At 70.7% G+C, this 21,271-nt stretch carries 18 protein-coding genes; 12 read left to right on the top strand and 6 right to left on the bottom strand.

What is annotated here, in order from left to right; translation table 11 throughout:
- The first annotated feature begins 90 nt into the window (after window positions 1-90).
- From gad to E4K62_RS05835, 3 genes are all read left to right on the top strand, one after another.
- Window positions 91-1,467, top strand: a complete 1,377-nt coding sequence (gad, locus tag E4K62_RS05845; RefSeq protein ID WP_135064780.1) for a glutamate decarboxylase — start codon at window positions 91-93, stop codon at window positions 1,465-1,467.
- Between the two features lie 9 nt (window positions 1,468-1,476).
- Entirely contained in the window at window positions 1,477-3,006 is a 1,530-nt protein-coding gene (gadC, locus tag E4K62_RS05840) for a glutamate/gamma-aminobutyrate antiporter GadC (RefSeq protein WP_135064777.1), read from the top strand.
- 82 nt (window positions 3,007-3,088) lie between these two features.
- Window positions 3,089-4,753 (top strand): Mur ligase family protein, encoded by a 1,665-nt coding sequence (locus E4K62_RS05835; protein ID WP_135064774.1) that lies wholly within the window; start codon window positions 3,089-3,091, stop codon window positions 4,751-4,753.
- A gap of 83 nt (window positions 4,754-4,836) precedes the next feature.
- Here the strand turns inward: E4K62_RS05835 and dxr are convergent, their stop codons facing one another.
- Together dxr and E4K62_RS05825 are read right to left on the bottom strand one after the other, a co-directional pair.
- Window positions 4,837-5,922, bottom strand: coding sequence for a 1-deoxy-D-xylulose-5-phosphate reductoisomerase (gene dxr / locus E4K62_RS05830; protein WP_135064771.1), 1,086 nt, complete (start codon window positions 5,920-5,922; stop codon window positions 4,837-4,839).
- Between the two features lie 28 nt (window positions 5,923-5,950).
- Window positions 5,951-6,892, bottom strand: coding sequence for an FKBP-type peptidyl-prolyl cis-trans isomerase (locus E4K62_RS05825; RefSeq protein WP_135064768.1), 942 nt, complete (start codon window positions 6,890-6,892; stop codon window positions 5,951-5,953).
- A gap of 163 nt (window positions 6,893-7,055) precedes the next feature.
- On the opposite strand from E4K62_RS05825, the gene E4K62_RS05820 reads away from it, so the two are divergent.
- The 4 genes from E4K62_RS05820 to dhaM all read left to right on the top strand — a co-directional run bounded on the left by E4K62_RS05820 (window position 7,056) and on the right by dhaM (window position 10,218).
- Window positions 7,056-7,766 (top strand): lysophospholipid acyltransferase family protein, encoded by a 711-nt coding sequence (locus E4K62_RS05820; protein WP_135070984.1) that lies wholly within the window; start codon window positions 7,056-7,058, stop codon window positions 7,764-7,766.
- A gap of 81 nt (window positions 7,767-7,847) precedes the next feature.
- Window positions 7,848-8,840, top strand: a complete 993-nt coding sequence (gene dhaK, locus E4K62_RS05815; protein WP_135064765.1) for a dihydroxyacetone kinase subunit DhaK — start codon at window positions 7,848-7,850, stop codon at window positions 8,838-8,840.
- A gap of 2 nt (window positions 8,841-8,842) precedes the next feature.
- A complete protein-coding gene (gene dhaL / locus E4K62_RS05810; RefSeq protein ID WP_135064762.1) occupies window positions 8,843-9,481 on the top strand; it encodes a dihydroxyacetone kinase subunit DhaL in 639 nt (212 codons plus the stop codon).
- Entirely contained in the window at window positions 9,478-10,218 is a 741-nt protein-coding gene (gene dhaM / locus E4K62_RS05805; protein WP_135064759.1) for a dihydroxyacetone kinase phosphoryl donor subunit DhaM, read from the top strand. Before dhaL ends, dhaM begins: the two co-directional genes overlap by 4 nt.
- Before the next feature lie 9 nt (window positions 10,219-10,227).
- Here the strand turns inward: dhaM and E4K62_RS05800 are convergent, their stop codons facing one another.
- Window positions 10,228-11,196, bottom strand: coding sequence for a sugar-binding transcriptional regulator (locus E4K62_RS05800; protein WP_135064756.1), 969 nt, complete (start codon window positions 11,194-11,196; stop codon window positions 10,228-10,230).
- Window positions 11,197-11,303: 107 nt separating this feature from the next.
- On the opposite strand from E4K62_RS05800, the gene E4K62_RS05795 reads away from it, so the two are divergent.
- The 3 genes from E4K62_RS05795 to glpK all read left to right on the top strand — a co-directional run bounded on the left by E4K62_RS05795 (window position 11,304) and on the right by glpK (window position 15,489).
- On the top strand, window positions 11,304-13,028 hold the full coding sequence (locus E4K62_RS05795; protein ID WP_135064753.1) for a glycerol-3-phosphate dehydrogenase/oxidase: 1,725 nt from the start codon (window positions 11,304-11,306) through the stop codon (window positions 13,026-13,028).
- A gap of 117 nt (window positions 13,029-13,145) precedes the next feature.
- Window positions 13,146-13,898, top strand: coding sequence for an MIP/aquaporin family protein (locus E4K62_RS05790; protein ID WP_135064750.1), 753 nt, complete (start codon window positions 13,146-13,148; stop codon window positions 13,896-13,898).
- Window positions 13,899-13,974: 76 nt separating this feature from the next.
- Window positions 13,975-15,489: a glycerol kinase GlpK gene (gene glpK, locus E4K62_RS05785; protein ID WP_135064747.1), complete on the top strand. Its 1,515-nt coding sequence runs from the start codon at window positions 13,975-13,977 to the stop codon at window positions 15,487-15,489.
- Window positions 15,490-15,616: 127 nt separating this feature from the next.
- Here glpK and E4K62_RS05780 read toward each other — a convergent pair whose 3' ends face one another.
- A complete protein-coding gene (locus tag E4K62_RS05780) occupies window positions 15,617-16,084 on the bottom strand; it encodes an OsmC family protein (protein ID WP_135064744.1) in 468 nt (155 codons plus the stop codon).
- A 62-nt stretch (window positions 16,085-16,146) separates the two neighbouring features.
- On the opposite strand from E4K62_RS05780, the gene E4K62_RS05775 reads away from it, so the two are divergent.
- A complete protein-coding gene (locus E4K62_RS05775) occupies window positions 16,147-17,130 on the top strand; it encodes an asparaginase (protein WP_135064741.1) in 984 nt (327 codons plus the stop codon).
- A 36-nt stretch (window positions 17,131-17,166) separates the two neighbouring features.
- On the top strand, window positions 17,167-18,282 hold the full coding sequence (gene ald, locus E4K62_RS05770; protein ID WP_135064738.1) for an alanine dehydrogenase: 1,116 nt from the start codon (window positions 17,167-17,169) through the stop codon (window positions 18,280-18,282).
- Between the two features lie 195 nt (window positions 18,283-18,477).
- Here the strand turns inward: ald and E4K62_RS05765 are convergent, their stop codons facing one another.
- Window positions 18,478-19,698 carry a saccharopine dehydrogenase family protein gene (locus tag E4K62_RS05765; protein WP_135064735.1) on the bottom strand — a complete coding sequence of 407 codons (1,221 nt, stop codon included), beginning with the start codon at window positions 19,696-19,698 and terminating at the stop codon, window positions 18,478-18,480.
- A gap of 3 nt (window positions 19,699-19,701) precedes the next feature.
- Complete coding sequence (locus E4K62_RS05760; protein WP_135064732.1) at window positions 19,702-21,234, bottom strand: APC family permease; 1,533 nt, start codon at window positions 21,232-21,234, stop codon at window positions 19,702-19,704.
- Window positions 21,235-21,271: the final 37 nt, after the last annotated feature.

Raw genomic sequence — 21,271 nt, 5'->3', positions numbered from 1 at the left:
TAGGAATTGGCCGTGACCGAAGTCTCTGTTGGCGCCGGCGGATGCGGCATACGCTCGCGCCGAGTCGAGCGACCAGATTCGGAGAGAGCCATGACTTCACCGCAGAACGACAACGAGACGACGCCGCGGTTCGCGCGGCCGGGCGAGGCCACCATCGCCGCACGCCACGTCATCCCCCAGGAGGAATCCCTCCCCGACACCGCCAAGCAGATCGTCGACGATGAGACGATGCTGGACGGCAATTCCCGCCTGAACCTCGCCACCTTCGTCGGCACGTGGATGGACGAAGACGCCAAGCAGGTGTACGAAGCGTCCTTCGACAAGAACATGATCGACAAGGACGAATACCCGCAGACGGCGGCCATCGAAGACAACTGCTGGCACATGCTCGCGAACCTGTGGAATGCGCCGGAGGCATCGCAGAGCATCGGCACCTCCACGATCGGCTCGTCGGAGGCCTGCATGCTCGGCGGCCTCGCCTTCAAGCGGCGCTGGCAGCAGTCCCGCCGGGTCGCCGGGAAGGACACGTCCAAGCCCAACCTGGTGATGTCCTCCGCCGTGCAGGTCTGCTGGGAGAAGTTCTGCAACTACTTCGACGTCGAGCCCCGCTTCGTGCCGATCAGCATGGAGCACAAGACGCTCGACGGGTACGACCTGGAGAAGTACGTCGACGAGAACACGATCGGGGTCGTGGCGATCATGGGCGTCACCTACACCGGCATGTACGAACCGGTGGCCGAGATCGCCAAGGCGCTGGACGAGATCCAGGCCAAGAAGGGGCTCGACATCCCCATCCACGTGGACGGGGCATCCGGCGCGATGATCGCGCCGTTCCTGCAGCCCGATCTGGTGTGGGACTTCCGTCTCGAACGCGTGCACTCCATTAGCACGTCCGGTCACAAGTACGGATTGGTGTACCCGGGCCTGGGCTGGGTCGTGTGGCGCCACACGCAGTGGCTGCCCGAAGACCTCGTGTTCGAGGTGAGCTACCTCGGCGGGCAGATGCCGACCTTCGCCCTGAACTTCTCCCGACCCGGCGCGCAGGTGCTGCTGCAGTACTACATGTTCCTGCGCCTCGGCTTCGAGGGTTACCGCGCCGTGCAGCAGGCGTCGCAAGACGTCGCGAAGTACCTCGCCGAGGGCATCGCCAAGATCGGTGCCTTCGAGCTGTGGAACGACGGCAGCGACATCCCTGTCTTCGCGTGGTATCTGAAAGAGGGGCACACCAAGAACTGGAACCTCTACCACCTGCAGGACCGGCTGCGCATGAAGGGCTGGCTCGTGCCCGCCTATCCCATGCCCGATGACCTGAGCGACCTCACGGTGCAGCGCATCGTGGTCCGCAACGGGCTGAGCATGGACCTGGCCGCCGAGCTGCTCGAGAGCATCGAGACCGAGACGGCGTACCTCGACGCCCTCGAGTCGGCCATGCCCGTCGAGGGTCAGCACCCCGCGTTCCACCACTGAGGCGAGGACATGTCCAGCACATCGAAGCAGTCAGCGGATGCCGCGGCCCGCGCCGCGTCCAATCATCCGCTCGCCCCCCGCAGCACCGTCGTCAACTATCTCGGAGTCGGCCAGCTCGCACTGCTGACGCTCGTGGTGGTGGCGAGTCTGCGCTCGCTCCCCGCGATGGCCGTGTACGGGCTGGGAAGCGTCACGCTGTACATCATCCCTGCCGTGCTGTTCCTCATCCCCACGGCGCTCGTGGCCGCCGAGCTGGCCACGGGCTGGAAGGGCGGCGTCTACGTCTGGGTGCGGGAGGCGTTCGGCAACCGCTGGGGCTTCACGGCGGTCTGGCTCCAGTGGATCCAGAACGTGGTCTGGTACCCCACGCAGATCGCCTTCATCGCCGCCGCCCTGGCCTTCGTCTTCGTCGACCCGTCGTTGTCGAACTCGGGGCTGTTCACCGCGATCGTCATCCTGGTGCTGTACTGGGGCTCGACGCTCATCACGCTGCGCGGCGGCAACCTGTTCGCCAAACTCGGCTCGTGGGGCGGCATCCTCGGCACGCTGCTGCCGGCCGTGCTGCTCATCATCTTCGGCTTCATCTGGCTGGGCACGGGGCAGAAGAGCGAGGTGCCGCTGGATGCCTCCGCGATCATCCCGCCGTTCACCGGCATCGCCTCCATCGTGCTGATCGTCTCCAACGTGCTCGCCTATGCGGGCATGGAGGTCAACGCGGTGCATGTGAACCAGATGAAGGACCCCGGCAAGGGATACCCGCGGTCGGTGCTGCTGGCCTCGATCCTGATCCTGCTGGTGTTCATCCTCCCGACGATCGCCATCTCGATCGCCGTGCCGGAGAAGGAACTGGGGCTCACCAACGGCATCATGCTCGCCTTCCAGGCCTACTTCGACAAGTGGGACCTCGGCTGGGGAACCGCGGTGGTCTCGGCGCTGATCGCGGCGGGCGCCCTGGCCTCCGTCATCACGTGGATCGCCGGTCCTTCGAAGGGCCTGCTCGCCGCGGCCGAGACGGGGCTGCTGCCTCCGGCGCTGCAGAAGCGCAACAAGGCGGGCGTCCAGTCCGGCATCCTCATGCTCCAGGGGACGATCGTGACGATCCTGGCGGCGATCTTCGTCGTGGTGCCCAACGTCAGCGCCGCGTTCGTCGCGCTCGTCGACATGGCGGCGGCGATCTACCTCATCATGTACATGCTCATGTTCGCCGCCGCGATCGTCCTGCGCCGGAAGGAGCCGAACGTCACGCGCACGTACCGCGTGCCCGCGATGAACCTCGTCGCCGGCGTCGGGTTCGTCGGCTGCCTCGCCGCCTTCGTCCTCGCGTTCATCCCGCCCTCGGGGTTCACAGCGTTCTCCCCGGAGGTGTATCCGTGGATCGTGGGCCTGGTCATCATCGTGCTGGGTGCGCCGCCGCTGGTGTTCTACGCCCTCCGCCGTCCCGGCTGGGACCGCCGCAGCCCCGAGGACAAGGCAAAGCACGGCACCCACGACGAGGACGAAGCGACCGCATCCACCCCACCGGCGACCGCGACCGGGTGAATCTCCCCGTCGTGGCGTACGAGATCGCCCGCCTGGCACCGGACGGGCGATCTCGTGCGGGCGGTGAGAGGATGGAGTCGCCATGCCGACCGATGCGCCCTCCTCCCTCCCTCCCGTCCTCCGACCCGACGCGCCGCCCCAGCACACGCTGGACGAGCTCGTGGCGCGTTTCGCGATCGGCGTGCGCGGCGACACCGCCGGGGTCCGCCTGTCGGGCCTGACCCTCGCCACCGCCGACCTGCGGCCCGGTGACGTCTTCGTCGCCGTGCAGGGCGTGAACCGCCACGGCGCGGAGTTCGCCGCTCAGGCCGCGGACAAGGGCGCGGTCGCGATCGTCACCGACGCAGCCGGCGCGGATGCAGCGGAGGCGGGCGGGCTCCCCGTCGTCCTGGTCGAGGACCCCCGCGGCATCCTCGGCGAACTGTCGGCGTGGGTGTATCGCACCGGTCGCGACGACACGCTGCCCCTGCTGCTGGGAACGACCGGCACGAACGGGAAGACGAGCGTCTCGCACCTGCTGGAGGGGATCCTCGGGCAGCTGGGCGTGGTCACGGGACTGTCCTCGACCGCGGAACGGCACATCGCCGGCCACGTGATCGTGTCGCGGCTGACGACGCCCGAGGCGTACGAGATGCACGCGCTCCTCGCCCTCATGCGCGAGCGCGGAGTGGAAGCGGTGGCGGTCGAGGTGAGCGCGCAGGCGCTGAGCCGGCGCCGCGTCGACGGCATCGTGTTCGACGTCGCCGGATTCACCAACCTCACCCACGATCACCTCGACGACTACGCCGACATGCGCGAGTACTTCGAGGCCAAGCTCCCGCTGTTCCGCCCCGACCGCGCCCGCCGCGCCGTGGTGTGCATCGACACCGAGCCGGGTGCGGAGGTCGTGGCCCGCAGCGAGGTCCCGACGGTGACGGTGGGCACGCCCGCCCTCGCGTCCGACCCCGACGCGGCCGCGGCCGCGGACTGGGTCGTGGAGATCCTGGACGAGCGGCCCACGGGGACGCAGTTCCGCCTGAGCGCGCGCGACGGGCGCACGCTCACCACGGTCGTCCCCGTCATCGGGCGGCACATGGCCGCCAACGCGGGGCTGGCGATCGTCATGATCCTCGAGGCCGGCTACGCGTGGGAGCGGATCGCCGCGGCGCTGGACGGTGACCGCATCCAAGCCCACCTGCCGGGGCGGACGCAGCTGGTCTCGGGCGAGCGCGGACCGGCGGTGTACGTCGACTTCGGGCACTCCCCCGATGCGTTCGAGAAGACCCTCGCCGCGGTCCGCCGCGTCACGCCGGGCAAGGTGCTGATGCTCTTCGGAGCCGACGGCGACCGCGACGCCACGAAGCGGCACGATATGGGGCGCACGGCCGTCGAGGGCAGCGACATCCTGGTCCTCACCGATCACCATCCGCGCTTCGAGGATCCGGATTCCATCCGCGCGACCCTGCGCGAAGGCGCCCTGCGCGCACGTCCGGATGCGCAGATCCACGAGTTCTCCCCGCCCGAGCGCGCGATCGTGGAGGCCGTCGCGCTCGTGGGCGAGGGCGACGCGATCCTGTGGGCCGGCCCCGGGCACCAGGACTACCGCGACATCCGCGGGCGGCGCACGCCGTATTCGGCGCGTGAGCTCGCCCGCCGGGCGCTGCGGGCGGCCGGCTGGCCCGTCCCCGACCCGACGTGGCCGGTCCCCTATCCGGACGACGCGACCCCGTCCTCCGATCCCGAGCGCCCCTTCACCTCGCCACTCTGACGCGAGAGTGCACCATCTCGGCGAAACGGCATCGAATCCGGTGCACTCTCGCCGGGCTGATGCACTCTCGGCGAGGCGCGGGTTCAGGATGCGGCGGAGATCGCCCGGTCGGCGGCGGCGCGGGCCCACGCCTCGGCGTCGGCCAGGGACTCCCGGCTGAGCGCATCGGGCGGCTCGTGCGCCTCGACCACCCGCTCGACGGTGTCGAGGATGCCGAGGAAGCTCAGCCGCCCCTCGTGGAACGCATCCACGGCCTGCTCGTTGGCGGCGTTGAACACCGCGGGATACGTGCGCCCGACGCGCCCCACCTGCTTGGCCAGCGACACGGCAGGGAACGCCTCGGTATCCAGCGGCTCGAACGTCCAGGACGTGGGCGCGGTCCAATCCAGCGGGCGCCCCACGTTCTCCACCCGGTGCGGCCAGTCCAGCCCGAGTGAGATGGGCAGGCGCATGTCCGGCGGCGAGGCCTGCGCGAGAGTCGACCCGTCGATGAACTCCACCATCGAGTGCACGACCGACTGCGGGTGCACGACGACGTCGATGCGGTCGTAGGGGACGTCGAACAGGAGGTGCGCCTCGATGACCTCGAGGCCCTTGTTCACCAGCGTCGCCGAATTGGTCGTGACGACGCGCCCCATGTCCCACGTGGGGTGGGCGAGCGCCTCGGCCGGGGTCACCTCGGCGAGTCCGGCGCGATCGCTCCCGCGGAAGGGGCCCCCGGATGCCGTGAGCACGAGCCGGCGCACCTCCCTCGGCTCTCCCGACCGCAGGGCCTGCGCGATGGCGGAGTGCTCGGAGTCCACCGGCACGATCTGACCGGGCCGGGCGAGGGCGGTGACGAGATCGCCGCCGACGATGAGCGACTCCTTGTTCGCCAGCGCCAGCGTGCGGCCCGCTTCCAGCGCCGCCAGGGTCGGGCCGAGGCCCACGGAGCCGGTGATCCCGTTGAGCACGACGTCGGCCTCGACGTCGCGGACGAGCTGCTCGGCCTCCGCGGCGCCCACGGCGGTGTGCTCGACGCGGAAGAGCTCCGCCTGCGCGCGCATGCCGTCGCGGTCGCTGCCCACCGCCAGCCCCACCACCTCGAACCGCTCCGGGTGGGCCTGGATGACCTCGAGGGCCTGGGTGCCGATCGAGCCGGTGGATCCGAGGACGAGGACGCGCCGCATCCGCTCAGCCTACCGACCGTGCCGCAGGCTACTGGCCCGCGTGTTCGGTGGCGAGGATCTCCACGACGAAGACGAGGGTCTCCCCGGCCAGCTCGTGCTGCGACGAGGCCTTCTCGCCGTAGCCGCACACCGGGGGCATCGACACGAGCACCGTCGAGCCGACGGTGTGCTCTTCCAGCGCGCGCTGGAAACCGGCCACGACACCGTCGGTCGTGAACGCCGCGGGCTCGCCGCGCTCCCAGCTGGAATCGAAGGTCGAGCCGTCGGACCACTTGACTCCGGTGTAGTTCACCTCGACCGCGTCGCCGGCCTGCACGGTCTCGCCGTCACCCTCGGTGAGCACCTGCACCGCGACCTCCGCGGGCGGATCGCTCGCCGGGATGCCGACGGCCGGGGCACCGGCCTCGTCGAAGGTCACCGTGGGGGCGTCGCCGGAGAACTCCCCCGCCACGCACCACTCCGACTCCGGAGTGACCTCGAGCACGTCGAACACGTACACCTGCGCGCCGTTCTGGCCGCCGTCGCCGGGCAGCGCCGCCACGACGCGCGAACCGGCCGTGGCGCATCCGAGGACCTGCCCGAGGGGGTTCTCCGGGGAGATCTGCTGAGGCTGCAGCGGTGCGTCGTAGCCTGCGGCCGCCAGCTCTTCGCCGCTCGCGGCATCGAACGCGGTCAGCGCGTACGCGACGTAGTCGCCCGCGGCGGCTTCGTCGCCCGACCCCTCCGTCACGACCGTCCGCTCCAGCTCGACGACGTCGAGGGGCGCGGGGAAAGTGGCGGTGGCCGGCGAACCGATCTCGCCCTCCACCGTGACGGCGTCCGAGACGGCACCGGAGGGGGCCGCCGCGGCGCACAGGTCTCCGGGTGTCCCGGTGGGGCTCTCCTCCGGCGCCGATCCGCCCGAGCAGCCGGCGAGGACGACGGCCGCCGCGGCGAGCAGCGACACGGTGGCGAATGAGCGGATGCGCACGGGGAGACCTTCCGAAGAGACAGGGGGCTCCCATCCTGGCGCATCCGGCCTAGGGATCGCCTGGGAGAAGGACATGCCCGGCGGAGAATGAAACGCGGAGTAGCCTCGTCGGGTGACGATCGAGGAAGGCCGACCCCCCGCCGACAGTCCCGACACCCTCCCGATGAAGCGCGTGGGCGCGGCGTACGCGTTCGGTCGAGGCGTGGTGGCGCCCTTGGCGCGCCTGATCTACCGGCCGCACATCGTCGGCCGCTCGCTCGTGCCGCGCACGGGCCCCGTGATCTTCGCGAGCAACCACCTCTCCTTCATCGACTCCGTCGTGATCCCCATCGCCGCCCCCCGGCCGGTGCACTTCCTGGCGAAGTCGAGTTACTTCGAGTCGTGGGCGTCACGGCAGTTCTTCACCGCCATCGGCGCCATCGCCGTCGAACGCGGCGCCGGGCAGGCGGCCCTGGACGCCCTGGACCAGCAGCGTCGCCTCCTGGAGGAGGGACGCGCGGTCGCGCTGTACCCCGAGGGCACCCGCTCGCTGGACGGCCGGCTCTACAAGGGGCGCACCGGCGTGGCGTTCCTGGCGCTGCAGACGGGCGCTCCGGTGGTGCCCGTGGGCTTGATCGGCACGGACGTCGTCATGCCCGTCGGCGCGCGCTTCCCTACTCTGCGCCAGCGGGTGACGGTGAAGTTCGGCGAGCCCATCGACCTCACCGCCCACGGATCGGCCTCCTCCGGGCGTGCGCGCCGGGCAGCCACCGACGAGATCATGGCCGCGATCCATGCGCTGTCCGGGCAGGAACTGGCCGGCGTGTACAACGAGGCCCCCGCCGCCAACCCCCTCGAGCGCATCCGCCAGGTCCTCCCCCACGAGCGCCGCTGACGGCAGGGCCCCCGCCCTTGACAGCGGGACGGGCGAGGGGGAGATTCTCCCTGACCGCACCGTCGCGCCAGGGAGAGAGCCATGAAGAAACTCATCAACGCACCCGCCGGTGTCCTCACCGACTCCCTGCGCGGCGTGCAGGCCGCGCATCCCGAGCTGCGCGTGGACACCGAGCACCGTGTCATCTACCGCGGGGAGCCCACCCGCGCCGGCAAGGTGGCACTGGTCTCCGGAGGCGGTTCCGGCCACGAACCCATGCACGGCGGTTTCGTCGGCCTCGGGATGCTCGACGCCGCAGCGGCGGGCGAGGTGTTCACCTCCCCCACGCCCGACCAGGTGCTCGAAGCCACCAAGGGCGCCGACTCCGGCGCCGGAGTGCTCCACATCGTGAAGAACTACACCGGAGACGTCCTGAACTTCGAGATGGCGGCCGAGCTCGCCGCCGCCGAGGGGATCAGGGTCGAATCGGTCGTGGTCGCCGACGACGTCGCGGTGCAGGACTCCACGTGGACGGCGGGACGGCGCGGCACCGGCACCACCGTGATCCTGGAGAAGGTCGTCGGTGCCGCCGCCGAGGAGGGCGCCGACCTGGATGCGGTGGCGGCGCTGGCGCGGCAGGTCAGCGCGAGCGGGCGGTCGATGGGCATCGCTCTCACCAGCTGCACGGTCCCCGCCGCCGGCAAGCCCACCTTCGACCTCCCCGACGACCAGATGGAGGTGGGCGTCGGGATCCACGGCGAGCCCGGGCGCGAGCGCGTGCCGCTGGCCTCGGCGCACGACATCGCGCGCATGCTGGTGGACCCGATCCTCGCCGACTTCGACGCGGCGGGTCCGGCGATCGTGCTGCTGTCGGGCCTGGGCGGCACGCCGCTGATCGAGCTCTACCTCATGTACGGGGAGGTCGCTGCGCTGCTGACCGAGGCGGGGATCGACGTGCGTCGCTGCCTGGTGGGCGACTACATCACGAGCCTGGACATGGCGGGATGCTCCCTCACCGTCGTGAAGGCCGATGACGAGCTGATCCGCCTGTGGGATGCCCCCGTGGTGACACCGGGGCTGCGGTGGGGGGCGTGAGCATGTCGGTCACGCCAGCGGAGCTGACGGCCTGGATCACGCGTTTCGACGCCCTCATCGCCGAGCACGAGGCGGAACTCACCGCCCTGGACTCCGAGATCGGCGACGCCGACCACGGGTCGAACATGGCCCGCGGCATGAATGCCGTCGTGGCCAAGCTCTCCACCGACCCGCCGGCGACGCCGGCCGAGCTCGGCAAGACGGTCGGCATGACCCTGGTCTCCACGGTGGGCGGGGCCAGCGGACCGCTGTACGGCACGCTCTTCCTGCGCCTGGGCACCTCCGCGGGCGATCGCACCGAGCTGGACGCCGCCGAGCTGGGCGCGGCCCTGCGCGCGGGAGTGGAGGGCGTCGTGGCACGCGGCAAGGCGGAGCCCGGTGACAAGACCATGATCGACGCCCTCCTGCCCGCCGTGGATGCGTGGGATGCGGCCGTCGGCGCAGGGGCGGACGCGGCCCCTGCCGCGGCAGCCGCTCTGGAGGCGGCGGAGAAGGGGCGCGACGCCACGATCCCCCTCGTGGCGCGGAAGGGCCGGGCCAGCTACCTCGGCGAGCGCAGCGCCGGCCATATGGATCCGGGGGCGGCGTCCTCGACGCTGCTCATCGCGGCGCTGCGCGATGCGCTGGAGGCGGCGGCGTGATCGGCATCGTCGTGGTCTCCCACAGTGCGCCCCTGGCCGCGGCTGCCGTGGATCTGGCCCTGCAGATGGGGGGCGACTCCCCGCCGCCGATCGACGTGGCCGCCGGCACCGCCGATGCCGGCTTCGGCACCGACGCGGCCGAGATCGCCGCCGCCATCGACCGGGTCGCCTCCGACGACGGCGTGCTCGTGCTGATGGACCTCGGCTCCGCCATCCTCAGCGCGGAGATGGCGCGGGAGTTCGTGCAGACCGACGCGCGCATCGTGCTCAGTCCCGCCCCCTTCGTCGAGGGGCTCGTCGCCGCCGTCGTGGCCGCCGCGGCGGGGTCGCCTCTGGAGACCGTGGCGACGCAGGTGCGCGGGGCGCTGGATGCCAAGCGCGCTCAGCTGGGCGAGGACTCCGGTGCGGCGGGCGCCGAATCCGCCGCACCCGGGGGCTCCCCCGCGCCGTCCTCCGACGGCCAGGCGTCGTTCGAGGCGGTCATCCGCAACCCCTCCGGGCTGCACGCGCGCCCCGCCGCGGCCTTCGTCCGGGCCGTCGGGCGCTTCGACGCGCGCGTGCAGGTGGCCGATCTGGACGCGGGCTCGGCGCCGGCGGCCGGCGACAGCCTCCTGGCCCTCATGTCGCTGGGGGTGCGACCGGGCACACGCATCCGCGTGAGCGCCACGGGTCCGCAGGCCCAGGAGGCCGTGGACGAACTGCGGACGATGGTGGAGGACGGCTTCGGCGAGCTGTGACGCGCGCGCTCAGCGCGCCGTGCCGACTTCCAGCAGCCGCCGGGCGAGGGATTCCTCCACGACGAGTTCGGTGATCAGCCCGGCCGCCAGCGCACCGCGGAGGCTGTCGAGCTTCGACAGGCTGGACACGACGCAGAACCGCCGGGGGATGCGGCGGACCGCCTCCAGGTCGGGACCGCTGGAGCGCTCGTTCAGCTCGATGCCATCCGACGTGCCGTCCAGGCGGTAGAAGACGGTGGCGCAGTCGCCGACGACGCCGGAGCGCTCGATCGAGCGACGGTCGGCGTCGTCGAAGTAGTCCCCGGCGTACACGTGGGAGGGGACGTCGGCATGCGGGGAGCCCAGGCCGAACACGAACACGCTCACGCGCTCCTGGATCTCCAGCACGGCACGGACGGAGCGCTCGCGCCACATCGCCTGCTTGGTGAGGGGATCGTCGAACAGTGCCGGCACGGGGAACTGATGCACCGACGCCGACCACGCCGACCCGAACCGGGTGAGGATCTCACCGGCGTACGGGATGCCCGACGTGCGCACGTTCGCGGCGCCGTTCATCTGCACGACGCGCGAGTCGTGCGTGCGCTTGGTGGGAAGGTGACGGGCGACGGCGGACAGGGTCGACCCCCACGCGATCCCGACCGTCATGGCCGAATCCACGCGGCCGGTGAGGATGCGGGCGGCTGACAGCGCGGTGCGCTCGAGTCGCTCGGCCTCGCTGATGCGGTCGGGGGTGGGCACGACGTGGGCGGTGATCCCGAACCGGTCGGCCACGCGACTCTCCAGCTGGTTGCGGGCATCGTGGGGCGAGTGGATCGAGATCGTCACCAGCCCGCTGTCTCGCGCGAAGGAGAGCAGGCGTGAGACGGAGGACCGCGAGACGTGCATCTCGCTCGCGATCGCTTCCATCGTGAGGTCCTGCAGGTAATACAGCTGCGCGGCGCGCAGTGCGTCCTGCGGTCGCGTGGCTGCGGATGGCATGACGTCCTCCTCCGGACACCTCCATCCTTGCACGTTTGTGCAACTGGCTTGCAACTCCGTGCACGGCGGGCGAGGGTGGGAGGACGCACCCACGAAAGGCCGCATCCGTGACTTCGCCGACGCCGTCCTCCTCCCTTCGCCCTGACGTTCTTGCCCTCCGCGAGCGCGGGGATGTCGACATCCTCGTGGTGGGCGGCGGCATCAACGGCATCGCGACCTTCCGCGATCTCGCCCTGCAGGGCGTGGACGTCGCCCTCGTCGATCGCGCCGATTTCGTCTCCGGCGCATCGTCCGCCTCGAGCCACATGGTGCACGGCGGGATCCGGTACCTGGAGAACGGCGAGTTCCGCCTCGTGAAGGAGGCGGTCACCGAACGCAATGCGCTGCTGCGGACCGCCCCCCACTACGTCCGACCGCTGGAGACGACGATCCCGATCTTCAAGACGCTCTCGGGCATCCTCTCGGCCCCGTTCCGGCTGCTCGTGACCCACGGCCGCGGCAAGCCGCGCGAGCGCGGTGCGCTGCTGATCAAGACCGGCCTGATGATCTACGACACCTTCTCGCGCGGCGGCGGCGCCGTGCCGCGCCACCGCTTCCGCGGCCGGAAGGCGTCGCTGGCGGAGTTCCCCGACATGAACCCCGGGGTGAAGTACACCGCCACCTATTACGACGCGTCGATGTGGGATCCCGAGCGCCTCGCCCTGGATGTCCTGCACGACGGCCTGGAGGCGGGCGGACCACGCGCCACCGCCGTGAACTACGTCGGCGCCGTCGGGATGCGCGACGGCGCGGTGCAGCTGCGCGACGAGCTCAGCGGCGAGGAGTTCTCGATCCGGGCCAAGGTCGTCGTGAACGCCAGCGGCCCGTGGACCGACCTCACCAACGACGCGATGGGCATGCCCACGCGTTTCATGGGTGGCACGAAGGGCTCGCACATCGTGCTGGACCACCCCGAGCTGCTCGCGGCGACCAAGGGGCGGGAGATCTTCTTCGAGCACTCCGACGGCCGCATCGTGCTGATCTATCCGCTCAAGGGACGCGTCCTGGTGGGCACGACCGACATCGACGCCGATCCGACCGAGCAGGCGGTGTGCACGGACGAGGAGATCGACTACTTCTTCGACCTCATCGCACAGGTGTTCCCCGACATCGCGGTCGAGCGCTCGCAGATCGTCTACACGTTCTCGGGCATCCGCCCCCTCCCCCGTCACGACGACACCGCACCCGGGTTCGTCTCGCGCGACTACCGCATCGTCGACGACACCCACCAGGGCACGCCCATCCTGAGCCTCGTGGGCGGCAAGTGGACGACGTTCCGGGCGCTGGCGGAGCACCTGAGCACACGCACCATGCAGACCCTCGGTCGCCCGCACCGCCTGAGCACCGCCGGCATCCCCATCGGCGGGGGCAAGGGCTTCCCGCGCACCGACGCCGACCGCCGCCGCTGGGTCCAGGCTCACGCATCCGGTCACCCCGAGGAGCTGGTCGAGCGGATGCTGGCCCGCTACGGCACGCGTGCCACCGAGGTGCTCGCGGCCATCCCCCCGGACGCCACGCCCCTCCCGCACGCCGACGGGTACTACCGCGAGGAGCTCGCACACCTGGCGGCGACGGAGCAGGTGGTGCATCTGCTGGATGTCGTGCTGCGGCGCACGTCGCTGGCCTTCACGGGCACCGTGAGCCACCAGACCCTCCGCGAGGTCACCGACGCCATCGCCGGCGTGCTGGACTGGGACACGCAGCGGTGCGAGCACGAGCTCGCACGCACCGTGGAGATCCTCCGCAGCGCCCACCGCGTGGAGTTCGAGGAGGTCGACAGCGCGTCCCGGTGAGCTCGCGCCGACCCCCCTCGCCTGCGGCCCGTGTGATCGCTAGCCTCGCACTCACAAGGGCCCCGGCCGAGGCTTGTGGGCGCAGAGCGGGAACTTCACGGAAAGGTCGACGTCGACATGCAAGAAGTGAATCTGGGTCTGTATTTCCTGTCCGAGTTCGTCGGCACCGCAATGCTCGTCCTCCTGGGCTGCGGCGTGGTGGCCAACGTCGTCCTGGCCCGCACGAAGGGCAACGGCGGCGGCTGGCTCCTGATCAACTGGGGATGGGGTCTCGCTGTCTTCGCCGGTGTCCTGGTCTCGGCATACTCCGGCGCAATGATCAATCCGGCCGTATCGATCGCGCTGCTGATCGCCGGGAGCATCGAGTTCGTCTGGTTCCTCATCGCCGTCCTCGCGCAGCTGGTGGGCGCCTTCGTGGGCGCCGTGCTCACGTGGGTCGCGTACAAGCAGCACTTCGACGAAGAACCCGATCCCGCCCTCAAGCTCGCGGTCTTCTCGACCGGGCCGGCCATGCGCTCGTACGGATGGAACCTGGCCACCGAGGTCATCGGCACCTTCGTGCTGATGTTCGTCATCTTCGCCTTCGCCGACTACGGTGACATCGATGTCGGCGTTCCCGGCGGGCTCGGGCCGCTCACCGCTGTACCGGTCGCGCTGCTCGTGGTCGGCATCGGCGCATCGCTGGGTGGCCCCACCGGCTACGCCATCAACCCCGCCCGCGACCTCGGCCCCCGTCTCGCCCACGCCGTCCTGCCCATCAAGGGCAAGGGCTCCAGCGACTGGGCGTACTCGTGGGTCCCCGTCGTCGGCCCCCTTCTGGGCGGCGCCATCGCCGCACTCCTGGCGCCCGTGCTCCTGAGCCTGGCCTGACCCGGTGGGCGCCGCCTCGGCGGCGCCCACCACCCTCCGATATCCGAACCCTCACATATAGACAAGGAAGTCCCACATGGCCGACTACGTCCTCGCCATCGATCAAGGCACCACCTCCACCCGAGCGATGATCTTCGACCGCAACGGAAGCGTCGTCTCCGTCGGGCAGAAGGAGCACGAGCAGATCTTCCCGAAGGCGGGATGGGTCGAGCACGACCCATCCGAGATCTGGCACAACACGCAGGAAGTGATCGGTCTCGCCCTCAGCCGCGCCGACGTCACCCGCCACGACATCGCCGCCGTGGGCATCACCAACCAGCGCGAGACCGCCGTCGTGTGGGACAAGAACACCGGCGAGCCCGTGTACAACGCGATCGTGTGGCAGGACACCCGCACCCAGCCGATCGTGGACCGTCTCGCCCAGGACGGCGGCGTGGAGCGGTTCAAGGAGATCGTGGGCCTGCCGCTGGCGACGTACTTCTCCGGCACGAAGATCATGTGGATCCTCGAGAACGTCGACGGGGCGCGGGAGCGCGCCGAGGCCGGCGACCTGCTGTTCGGCACGACCGACTCCTGGGTGCTGTGGAACATCACCGGCGGACCCGACGGCGGCGTGCACGCGACCGACGTGACCAACGCCAGCCGCACGCTGTTCATGGACCTGGAGACGCTGCAGTGGCGCGACGACATCCTCGAGGTCTTCGGGGTGCCGCGCTCCATGATGCCGGAGATCCGCTCGTCCTCCGAGGTGTACGGCCACGCCGAGTCCTCCTCGCTGCTGCGCGAGACGCCGGTGGCCGGCATCCTCGGCGACCAGCAGGCGGCCACGTTCGGACAGGCCGCGTACGACCCGGGCGAGAGCAAGAACACCTACGGCACGGGCAACTTCCTCATCTTCAACACCGGCGAGGAGATCGTCCGCTCCAAGAACGGGCTGCTCACCACGCTCGGCTACAAGCTCGGGGACGGCCCGGCGCACTACGCGCTGGAGGGGTCGATCGCCGTGACCGGTTCGCTCATCCAGTGGCTGCGCGATCAGCTCGGGATCATCTCCTCCGCCCCCGAGGTGGAGCAGCTCGCCTCGGCGGTGGAGGACAACGGCGGCGTCTACTTCGTCCCGGCGTTCTCGGGTCTGTTCGCGCCGTACTGGCGCCCCGACGCGCGCGGGGCGATCGTGGGCATGACGCGCTACGTGAACCGGAACCACATCGCGCGCGCCGCACTGGAGGCCACCGCCTTCCAGACGCGCGAGGTGCTGGATGCCGTCAACGCCGACTCGGGCGTGGAGCTGGAGGAGCTCAAGGTCGACGGCGGCATGACCGCGAACGACGCGCTCATGCAGTTCCAGGCCGACATCCTGGGCGTCTCGGTGATCCGCCCGGTGGTCGCCGAGACCACCGCACTGGGTGCCGCGTACGCGGCGGGCCTCGCCGTCGGCTTCTGGGACAACCTCGACGACCTGCGCGCGAACTGGCAGGAGGACAAGCGCTGGGAGCCCGACATGGATCCCGAGGAGCGCGAGCGCCAGCTGCGCCTGTGGAAGAAGGCCGTCACCAAGTCGATGGACTGGGTCGACGACGACGTGCGCTGACCCGCCCCGCCCGCCCCATCCCACCCCCATCCGGCCTGCCCCGCCGCGAGACTGCACCGCACCGGCGAGACCGCGACATCATGTCGCGGTCTCGCCGCGTGCGTGCAGTCTCGCGGAGTGCGGAGGGTCAGGCGGCGACGACGACCGGATCGACGTGCACGGGGAAGTTCACGGAGTTGGCGATGAAGCACCACTCGTGGGCGTCCGCGTGGGCGGAGACGGCCGCATCCACCATCGCGGCCTCGGCCACCACGACCCGCGGATGCAGCACCACTTCGCGGAACGCGCCGCCGTTGCCCTCCACCACGACGGTGCCGACGGCCTGGTCCTCGTAGGCGGTCACCACGACCCCCGCCTGAACGCACGCGTACAGGTACGACAGCAGGTGGCACTCCGCCAGCGCCGCGATCAGCAGGTCCTCCGGGTTCCACTTGGCACCGTCGCCGCGGAAAGGCCGGTCGGCCGACACCGGCAGCGCCGGCTTGCCGGCCACCTCCACCGTCACCGACCGGTCGTAGTCGCGGTACCCGCTCGTGCCGGTGCCGCGATCCCCCGTCCACGTCGCCGACACCCGGTACGTGTGCTCACCCGTCATGCCGCCAGTCTCCCACCGTGCGTCGCCGCCGGCGCCGACGCCCCCGGCGTTAGTGTGGAGGGGTGCCGTTGACCTCCGCCGCATCCGTGGATCTCGCCCTCGTCGAGCGCAATGGATTCGTCGAATCACGCCACAGCGGAGCGGCTCTCGTCCTCGCCCCCGACGGCACCGTGGCCGACCGGCTCGGTGACGCGTCGGCGACGATCCTGCCGCGCTCGAGCATGAAGCCGCTGCAGGCCCTCGCGTGTCTGACCGCCGGCGCGCCGCTGGAGGGCGTGCGCCTGGCTCTCGCGACCGCCAGCCACTCCGGCACCGATCGGCACGTCGCCGTGGTCCGCGACATCCTCGCCGCCGCGGGCGTGGGCGAAGAAGCGCTGGCCTGCCCGCCCGCGTGGCCGTCGGACGCCGCCACGCGCGACGAACTGGTGCGCGACCGGGCCGAGCCTGCCCGCATCCGCATGAACTGCTCCGGCAAGCACGCCGCGATGCTGCTGACGTGCGCGACCAACGGGTGGCCCACGGACGGCTACCTCGATCCGGCCCACCCGCTCCAGACGCACATCCGCGAGCTCGTGGAGCGGCTCACGGGTGAGAAGTCCGCGGCGATGGCGGTGGACGGATGCGGCGCCCCGGTGTACGCCATGACGCTGACCGCCCTCGCCCGCGCGATCCAGCGCGTGGGCACGTCGTCGGAGCGGTCACCGTTCGCCCTGCACCGCTCCGCCGGTGCCCTCGTGGGCGCCGTGCGGCAGAATCCGTGGACCATCGATGGGCCCGGACGCCCCGACACGATCATGATCGAGCGGCTCGGCGTCTTCGCCAAGGCCGGCGCGGAGGGCGTGCAGGTCGTCGTCGCACCCGACGGCACCACGGTGGCCCTGAAGATCCTGGACGGCAGCGGCCGAGCCGCATCCGCCGTCGCCCTGCGGCTGCTCGAGCGGGTCGGCGCGCTGGCATCGGCCGATGTGGCCGAGACGATGTCACACCTTCCGCTGTCGGTGTCCGGCGGCGGAAGAGAGGTCGGGGTCATCCACCCCGCGTTCTAGAGCGCGGCCCACCCGGCTGCGCGGAGAGGTCGATCGATGAGGATCTGCGTTCCCACCGAGGTCAAAGACAACGAGTACCGCGTGGCCCTGACTCCTTCGGGGGTGCACGACCTGGTCGCGGCCGGACACGAGGTGTTCGTGCAGCGGGGTGCGGGGCTCGGTTCGTCCATGACCGACGCCGACTACGAGCACGCGGGTGCACGGCTCCTGGACGACGCCGCCGAGGTGTGGTCGCGCGCCGAGCTGCTGCTGAAGGTCAAGGAGCCGATCGCGAGCGAATACGCGTATTTCCGCGACGACCTCGTGGTCTTCACGTACCTGCACCTCGCCGCCGACCGCCCGCTCACCGACCGGCTGCTCGCCGACGGGGTCACCGCGATCGCGTACGAGACCGTGCAGCTGCCCGGCGGGAGCCTCCCGCTCCTGGCGCCGATGAGCGAGGTCGCCGGACGTCTGGCACCCACGGTCGGTGCTCACACGCTGCTGCGCTCGGAGGGCGGGCTGGGCCTGCTCATGTCGGGGGTCCCCGGCACCCGGCCCGCGCGCGTGACGGTGATCGGCGGCGGTGTGGCCGGGGCCAACGCCACCGTCATCGCGGCAGGGCTCGGTGCGGAGGTGACCGTCTTCGACACCAACGTGCAGCGGCTCCGGTATCTCGATGATCATTTCCAGGGCCGCATCCGCACCGCAGCCTCCAACCCCCTCGACTTGGAGCGCGCCGTCGTGGACTCCGACCTCGTGATCGGCGCGGTGCTGATCCCGGGCGCACGGGCCCCCAAGCTCGTCTCGAACGAGACCGTCGCGCGGATGCGGCCGGGCAGTGTGCTCGTGGACATCGCGGTGGACCAGGGCGGATGCTTCGCCGACACGCGTCCGACCACCCACGCCTCCCCCACCTTCGAGGTGCACGGGTCGGTGTTCTACTGCGTCGCGAACATGCCCGGGGCCGTGCCGAACACCTCCACGTCGGCGCTCACCAACGTCACGCTCCCCTACGTCCGCCAGATCGCCGCACGTGGGTGGCGCGAGGCGCTCCGTGCCGACGCCGCCCTCGCGGCGGGATTGAACACCGCCGGCGCCGCTGTGGTGAACGCCGGGGTGGCCACCGCGCACGGCCTGGCCGCGGCATCCCTCGCCGACGTCCTCGCCTGAGCCGCGTCGTCGGGCCGCGGGACCGGGTCGCGGCACCGGCGGCCGCGTGGCCCGGGTGGGGCACCCCTGCCGTTCAAAACTCAGGAGATCCGGGGCTGTAGAGGCCGCGCCGAGGCGTCGGTGCGGCGTGTCTCCTGAATTCTGAACGGGAGAGACCTGCCGACGACGACAAGACGGGCGCCTCGGGACGGCGGGCTACCTCTCCTGGATGCCCCACGGCGATCCGTAGCCGGCCGGTGCGGGGGCGGACAGCAGGTCGAGGAACGGCGTCGCGGGGAACGCCTCAGGGCCGAGCACCCCCGTACCCGACCACGTCCCGGCGGCCAGCAGCTCCAGGGCGATCAGGGGGTTCAGGGCCGTCTGCCACACGACGGCCTGCGAGCCGTACTCGGCCATCGTCCGCTCGTTGTCGGCGACGTGGTACAGGTAGGTCGAGCGCGGGGAGCCGTCCTTCCCGGTGCCGGTCACCCACACCCCCGCGCACGTCTTGCCGCTCATCTTGTCCCCGAGCGTCGCCGGGTCGGGCAGGCACGCGGCCACGACATCGCGCGGCGACACCTCGACGCCTCCCACGGTCACGGGATCGGTCCGGTCCAGGCCGAGCTTGGCGAGGACCTTCAGCACCTGGATGAACTCGTCCCCGAGCCCGTACTTGAACGTCACGCGCTTCGCTTTCGTCCACCGCGGCATGAGGAGCACCTCCTCGTGCTCGACGTTGACGCACTCCACGGGCCCGATGCCCTCGGGGAAGTCGAACACCTCGGGCTCGCTGAACGGCTCGGTCGTGTACCACCCGCGGTCGCGCTCGTAGACGACGGGCGGATTCAGGCACTCCTCGATCGTCGTCCAGATCGAGAACGACGGCGCGAAGCCGTACCCCGCCACCACGAGGTTCGCACCGTCGCGCACGCCCAGTTCGTCGATCTCGGCGAACAGCTCGTCCTCGGCGTAGCGCGCGAACACGTCGCTGAGCCCCGGCTCCACGCCGATCCCGACCAGCGCCAGGAGGCCGCTGCGCTCCCACGCGTCGGCACGGGCGAACTGCTCATCGCCCAGCTTCACACCCGGGAGCTCGAAGGGGCGCTCGGGATGCCGCGCCGACAGGCTCATCGCCATGTCGAGGTAGGTGACGCCCGCCGCGAAGCACCCGTCGAAGATCGGCAACACGAATCGCGGGTCCACGGCGTTCAGGACGTGCGTGATGTCGTGCGCGCGGATGAGGTCTGCCACCGACTCGGAGCTGCCCGCATCCACCTGCGCCGCGCTCAACCGCCGGTCGCCGAGCTCGGCGACGAGTGCCGCGGGGCGCGCGGCGTCGTAGTCGGCGATCACGAGCGCGTCGAAGAACGATCGGCGCACCGCGATGCGGGCCGCTGCCGAACCGACGCCGCCCGCGCCGATGATGAGGATCCGCATCCCCTACGCCAGCCCGCCGTCGACCGAGCGCACATAGTCCGCGGGGTCCTCCGGCACGAGCACGGGAGTGTCGCGGTTCAGGCTCTCACCGCGGAAGAACGGCTTGGATCCGGGGAACAGGAACCACAGGATCATCAGGACGACACCCACCGCGAGCGCCCCGATGCCGACGACGAAGGTCCCGCCGATCCCCAGCAGGACCGTGTAGCCGTAGTCGACGTCGTACATGTCGACGGCCGACTGCACGAACGCGTACGTGAGCATGAGCGCGCCCGCCAGCGGCAGGATGCCGCGGTAGACGAGGTTGCGCGCGGAGGTGAACAGGTCGCGGCGGAAGTACCACACGCACGCGTAACCCGTGATGGCGTAGTAGAACGCGATGGCAAGACCCAGCGACAGGATCGAGTCCTGCAGGATGTTGTCGCTGATGAGGGTCATGCCGACGTAGTACAGGCTCGCGACCACGCCCATGACCAGGGTGGAGAACGAGGGCGTGCGACAGCGCGGATGCACCGTCCCGAACCGCGCCGGCAGCGCCTTGTAGGCGGCCATCGCCAGCGTGCCGCGCGCAGTGGGGAGGATGGTCGTCTGCGTGGAGGACACGGCCGAGATGAGCACCGCCACCACGAGCACCCACCCGAACGGGCCGAACAGCCCGTCGCGGAGGGCCAGGAAGACATCGTCGGCGTTGGCCTCGTTCCCCAGGCCCGAGCCGGTCTCGCCCAGGCCCGCGTACATCATCGCCGCCACCGTGACCCCCACGTAGGTCAGCAGCAGGATGACGGTCGTCAGCACTGCGGCCCGCCCGGGGATGCGTGTGGGATCCCGGGTCTCCTCATTCAGCGCGAGACACGTGTCCCAGCCCCAGTAGATGAACAGCGCCAGCAGCACGGCCTCGGTGAAGCCGCTCCACTCGGTGAAGGCGAACGGGTTGAACCACGCGATGTCGAATGGCGTCGGATCGGGAGCCGAACCGTCGAAGAACTGCCACAGCGCGGCGACGACGAAGACGGCGAGGACGACGTACTGGAGGGCGAGGAGGATGTTCTGGAGGCGCTCGCCCAGTTCCACGCCCCGCCAGCTCACCCAGGTCATCACGGCGATGAAAGCCACGCCCGTCGCCGTCACCAGCGGGACGTTCTCCGACAGCGACCCGTCGCCGAACAGCGACCAGAAGTAGATGCCCGCGATCTGAGCGAGGTTGGCGAGGACGACCATGCCGGCCACCGCCACGCCCCACCCGCCCATCCACCCCACCCAGGGGCCGAACGCCTTCGTCCCCCACGTGAACGTCGTACCGCAATCGGGGACGGCGTTGTTCAGCTCCCGGTACGCGAAGGCGATGAAGAGCATCGGGAGGAAGGCGAGGACGAACGCGATGGGCGCCTGCGCTCCGACGGCGAGGACGACGAAGCCGAGCGTCGCGACGAGGGAGTACACCGGTGCCGTCGAGGCCAGCCCGATGACCACGGATCCCCACAGCCCCAGGGTCCCCGTCGCGAGGCCCTTGCCGTCGGTGGGGGTGCGTTCGGTCATGGCCACACGCCGAACGTAGGGCTCGGTGGCGCGGGGG

It is taken from the genome of Microbacterium wangchenii, from assembly GCF_004564355.1.
Taxonomy (GTDB): Bacteria; Actinomycetota; Actinomycetes; order Actinomycetales; family Microbacteriaceae; genus Microbacterium; species Microbacterium wangchenii.
This window is presented reverse-complemented; position numbering and strand designations above follow the sequence as displayed.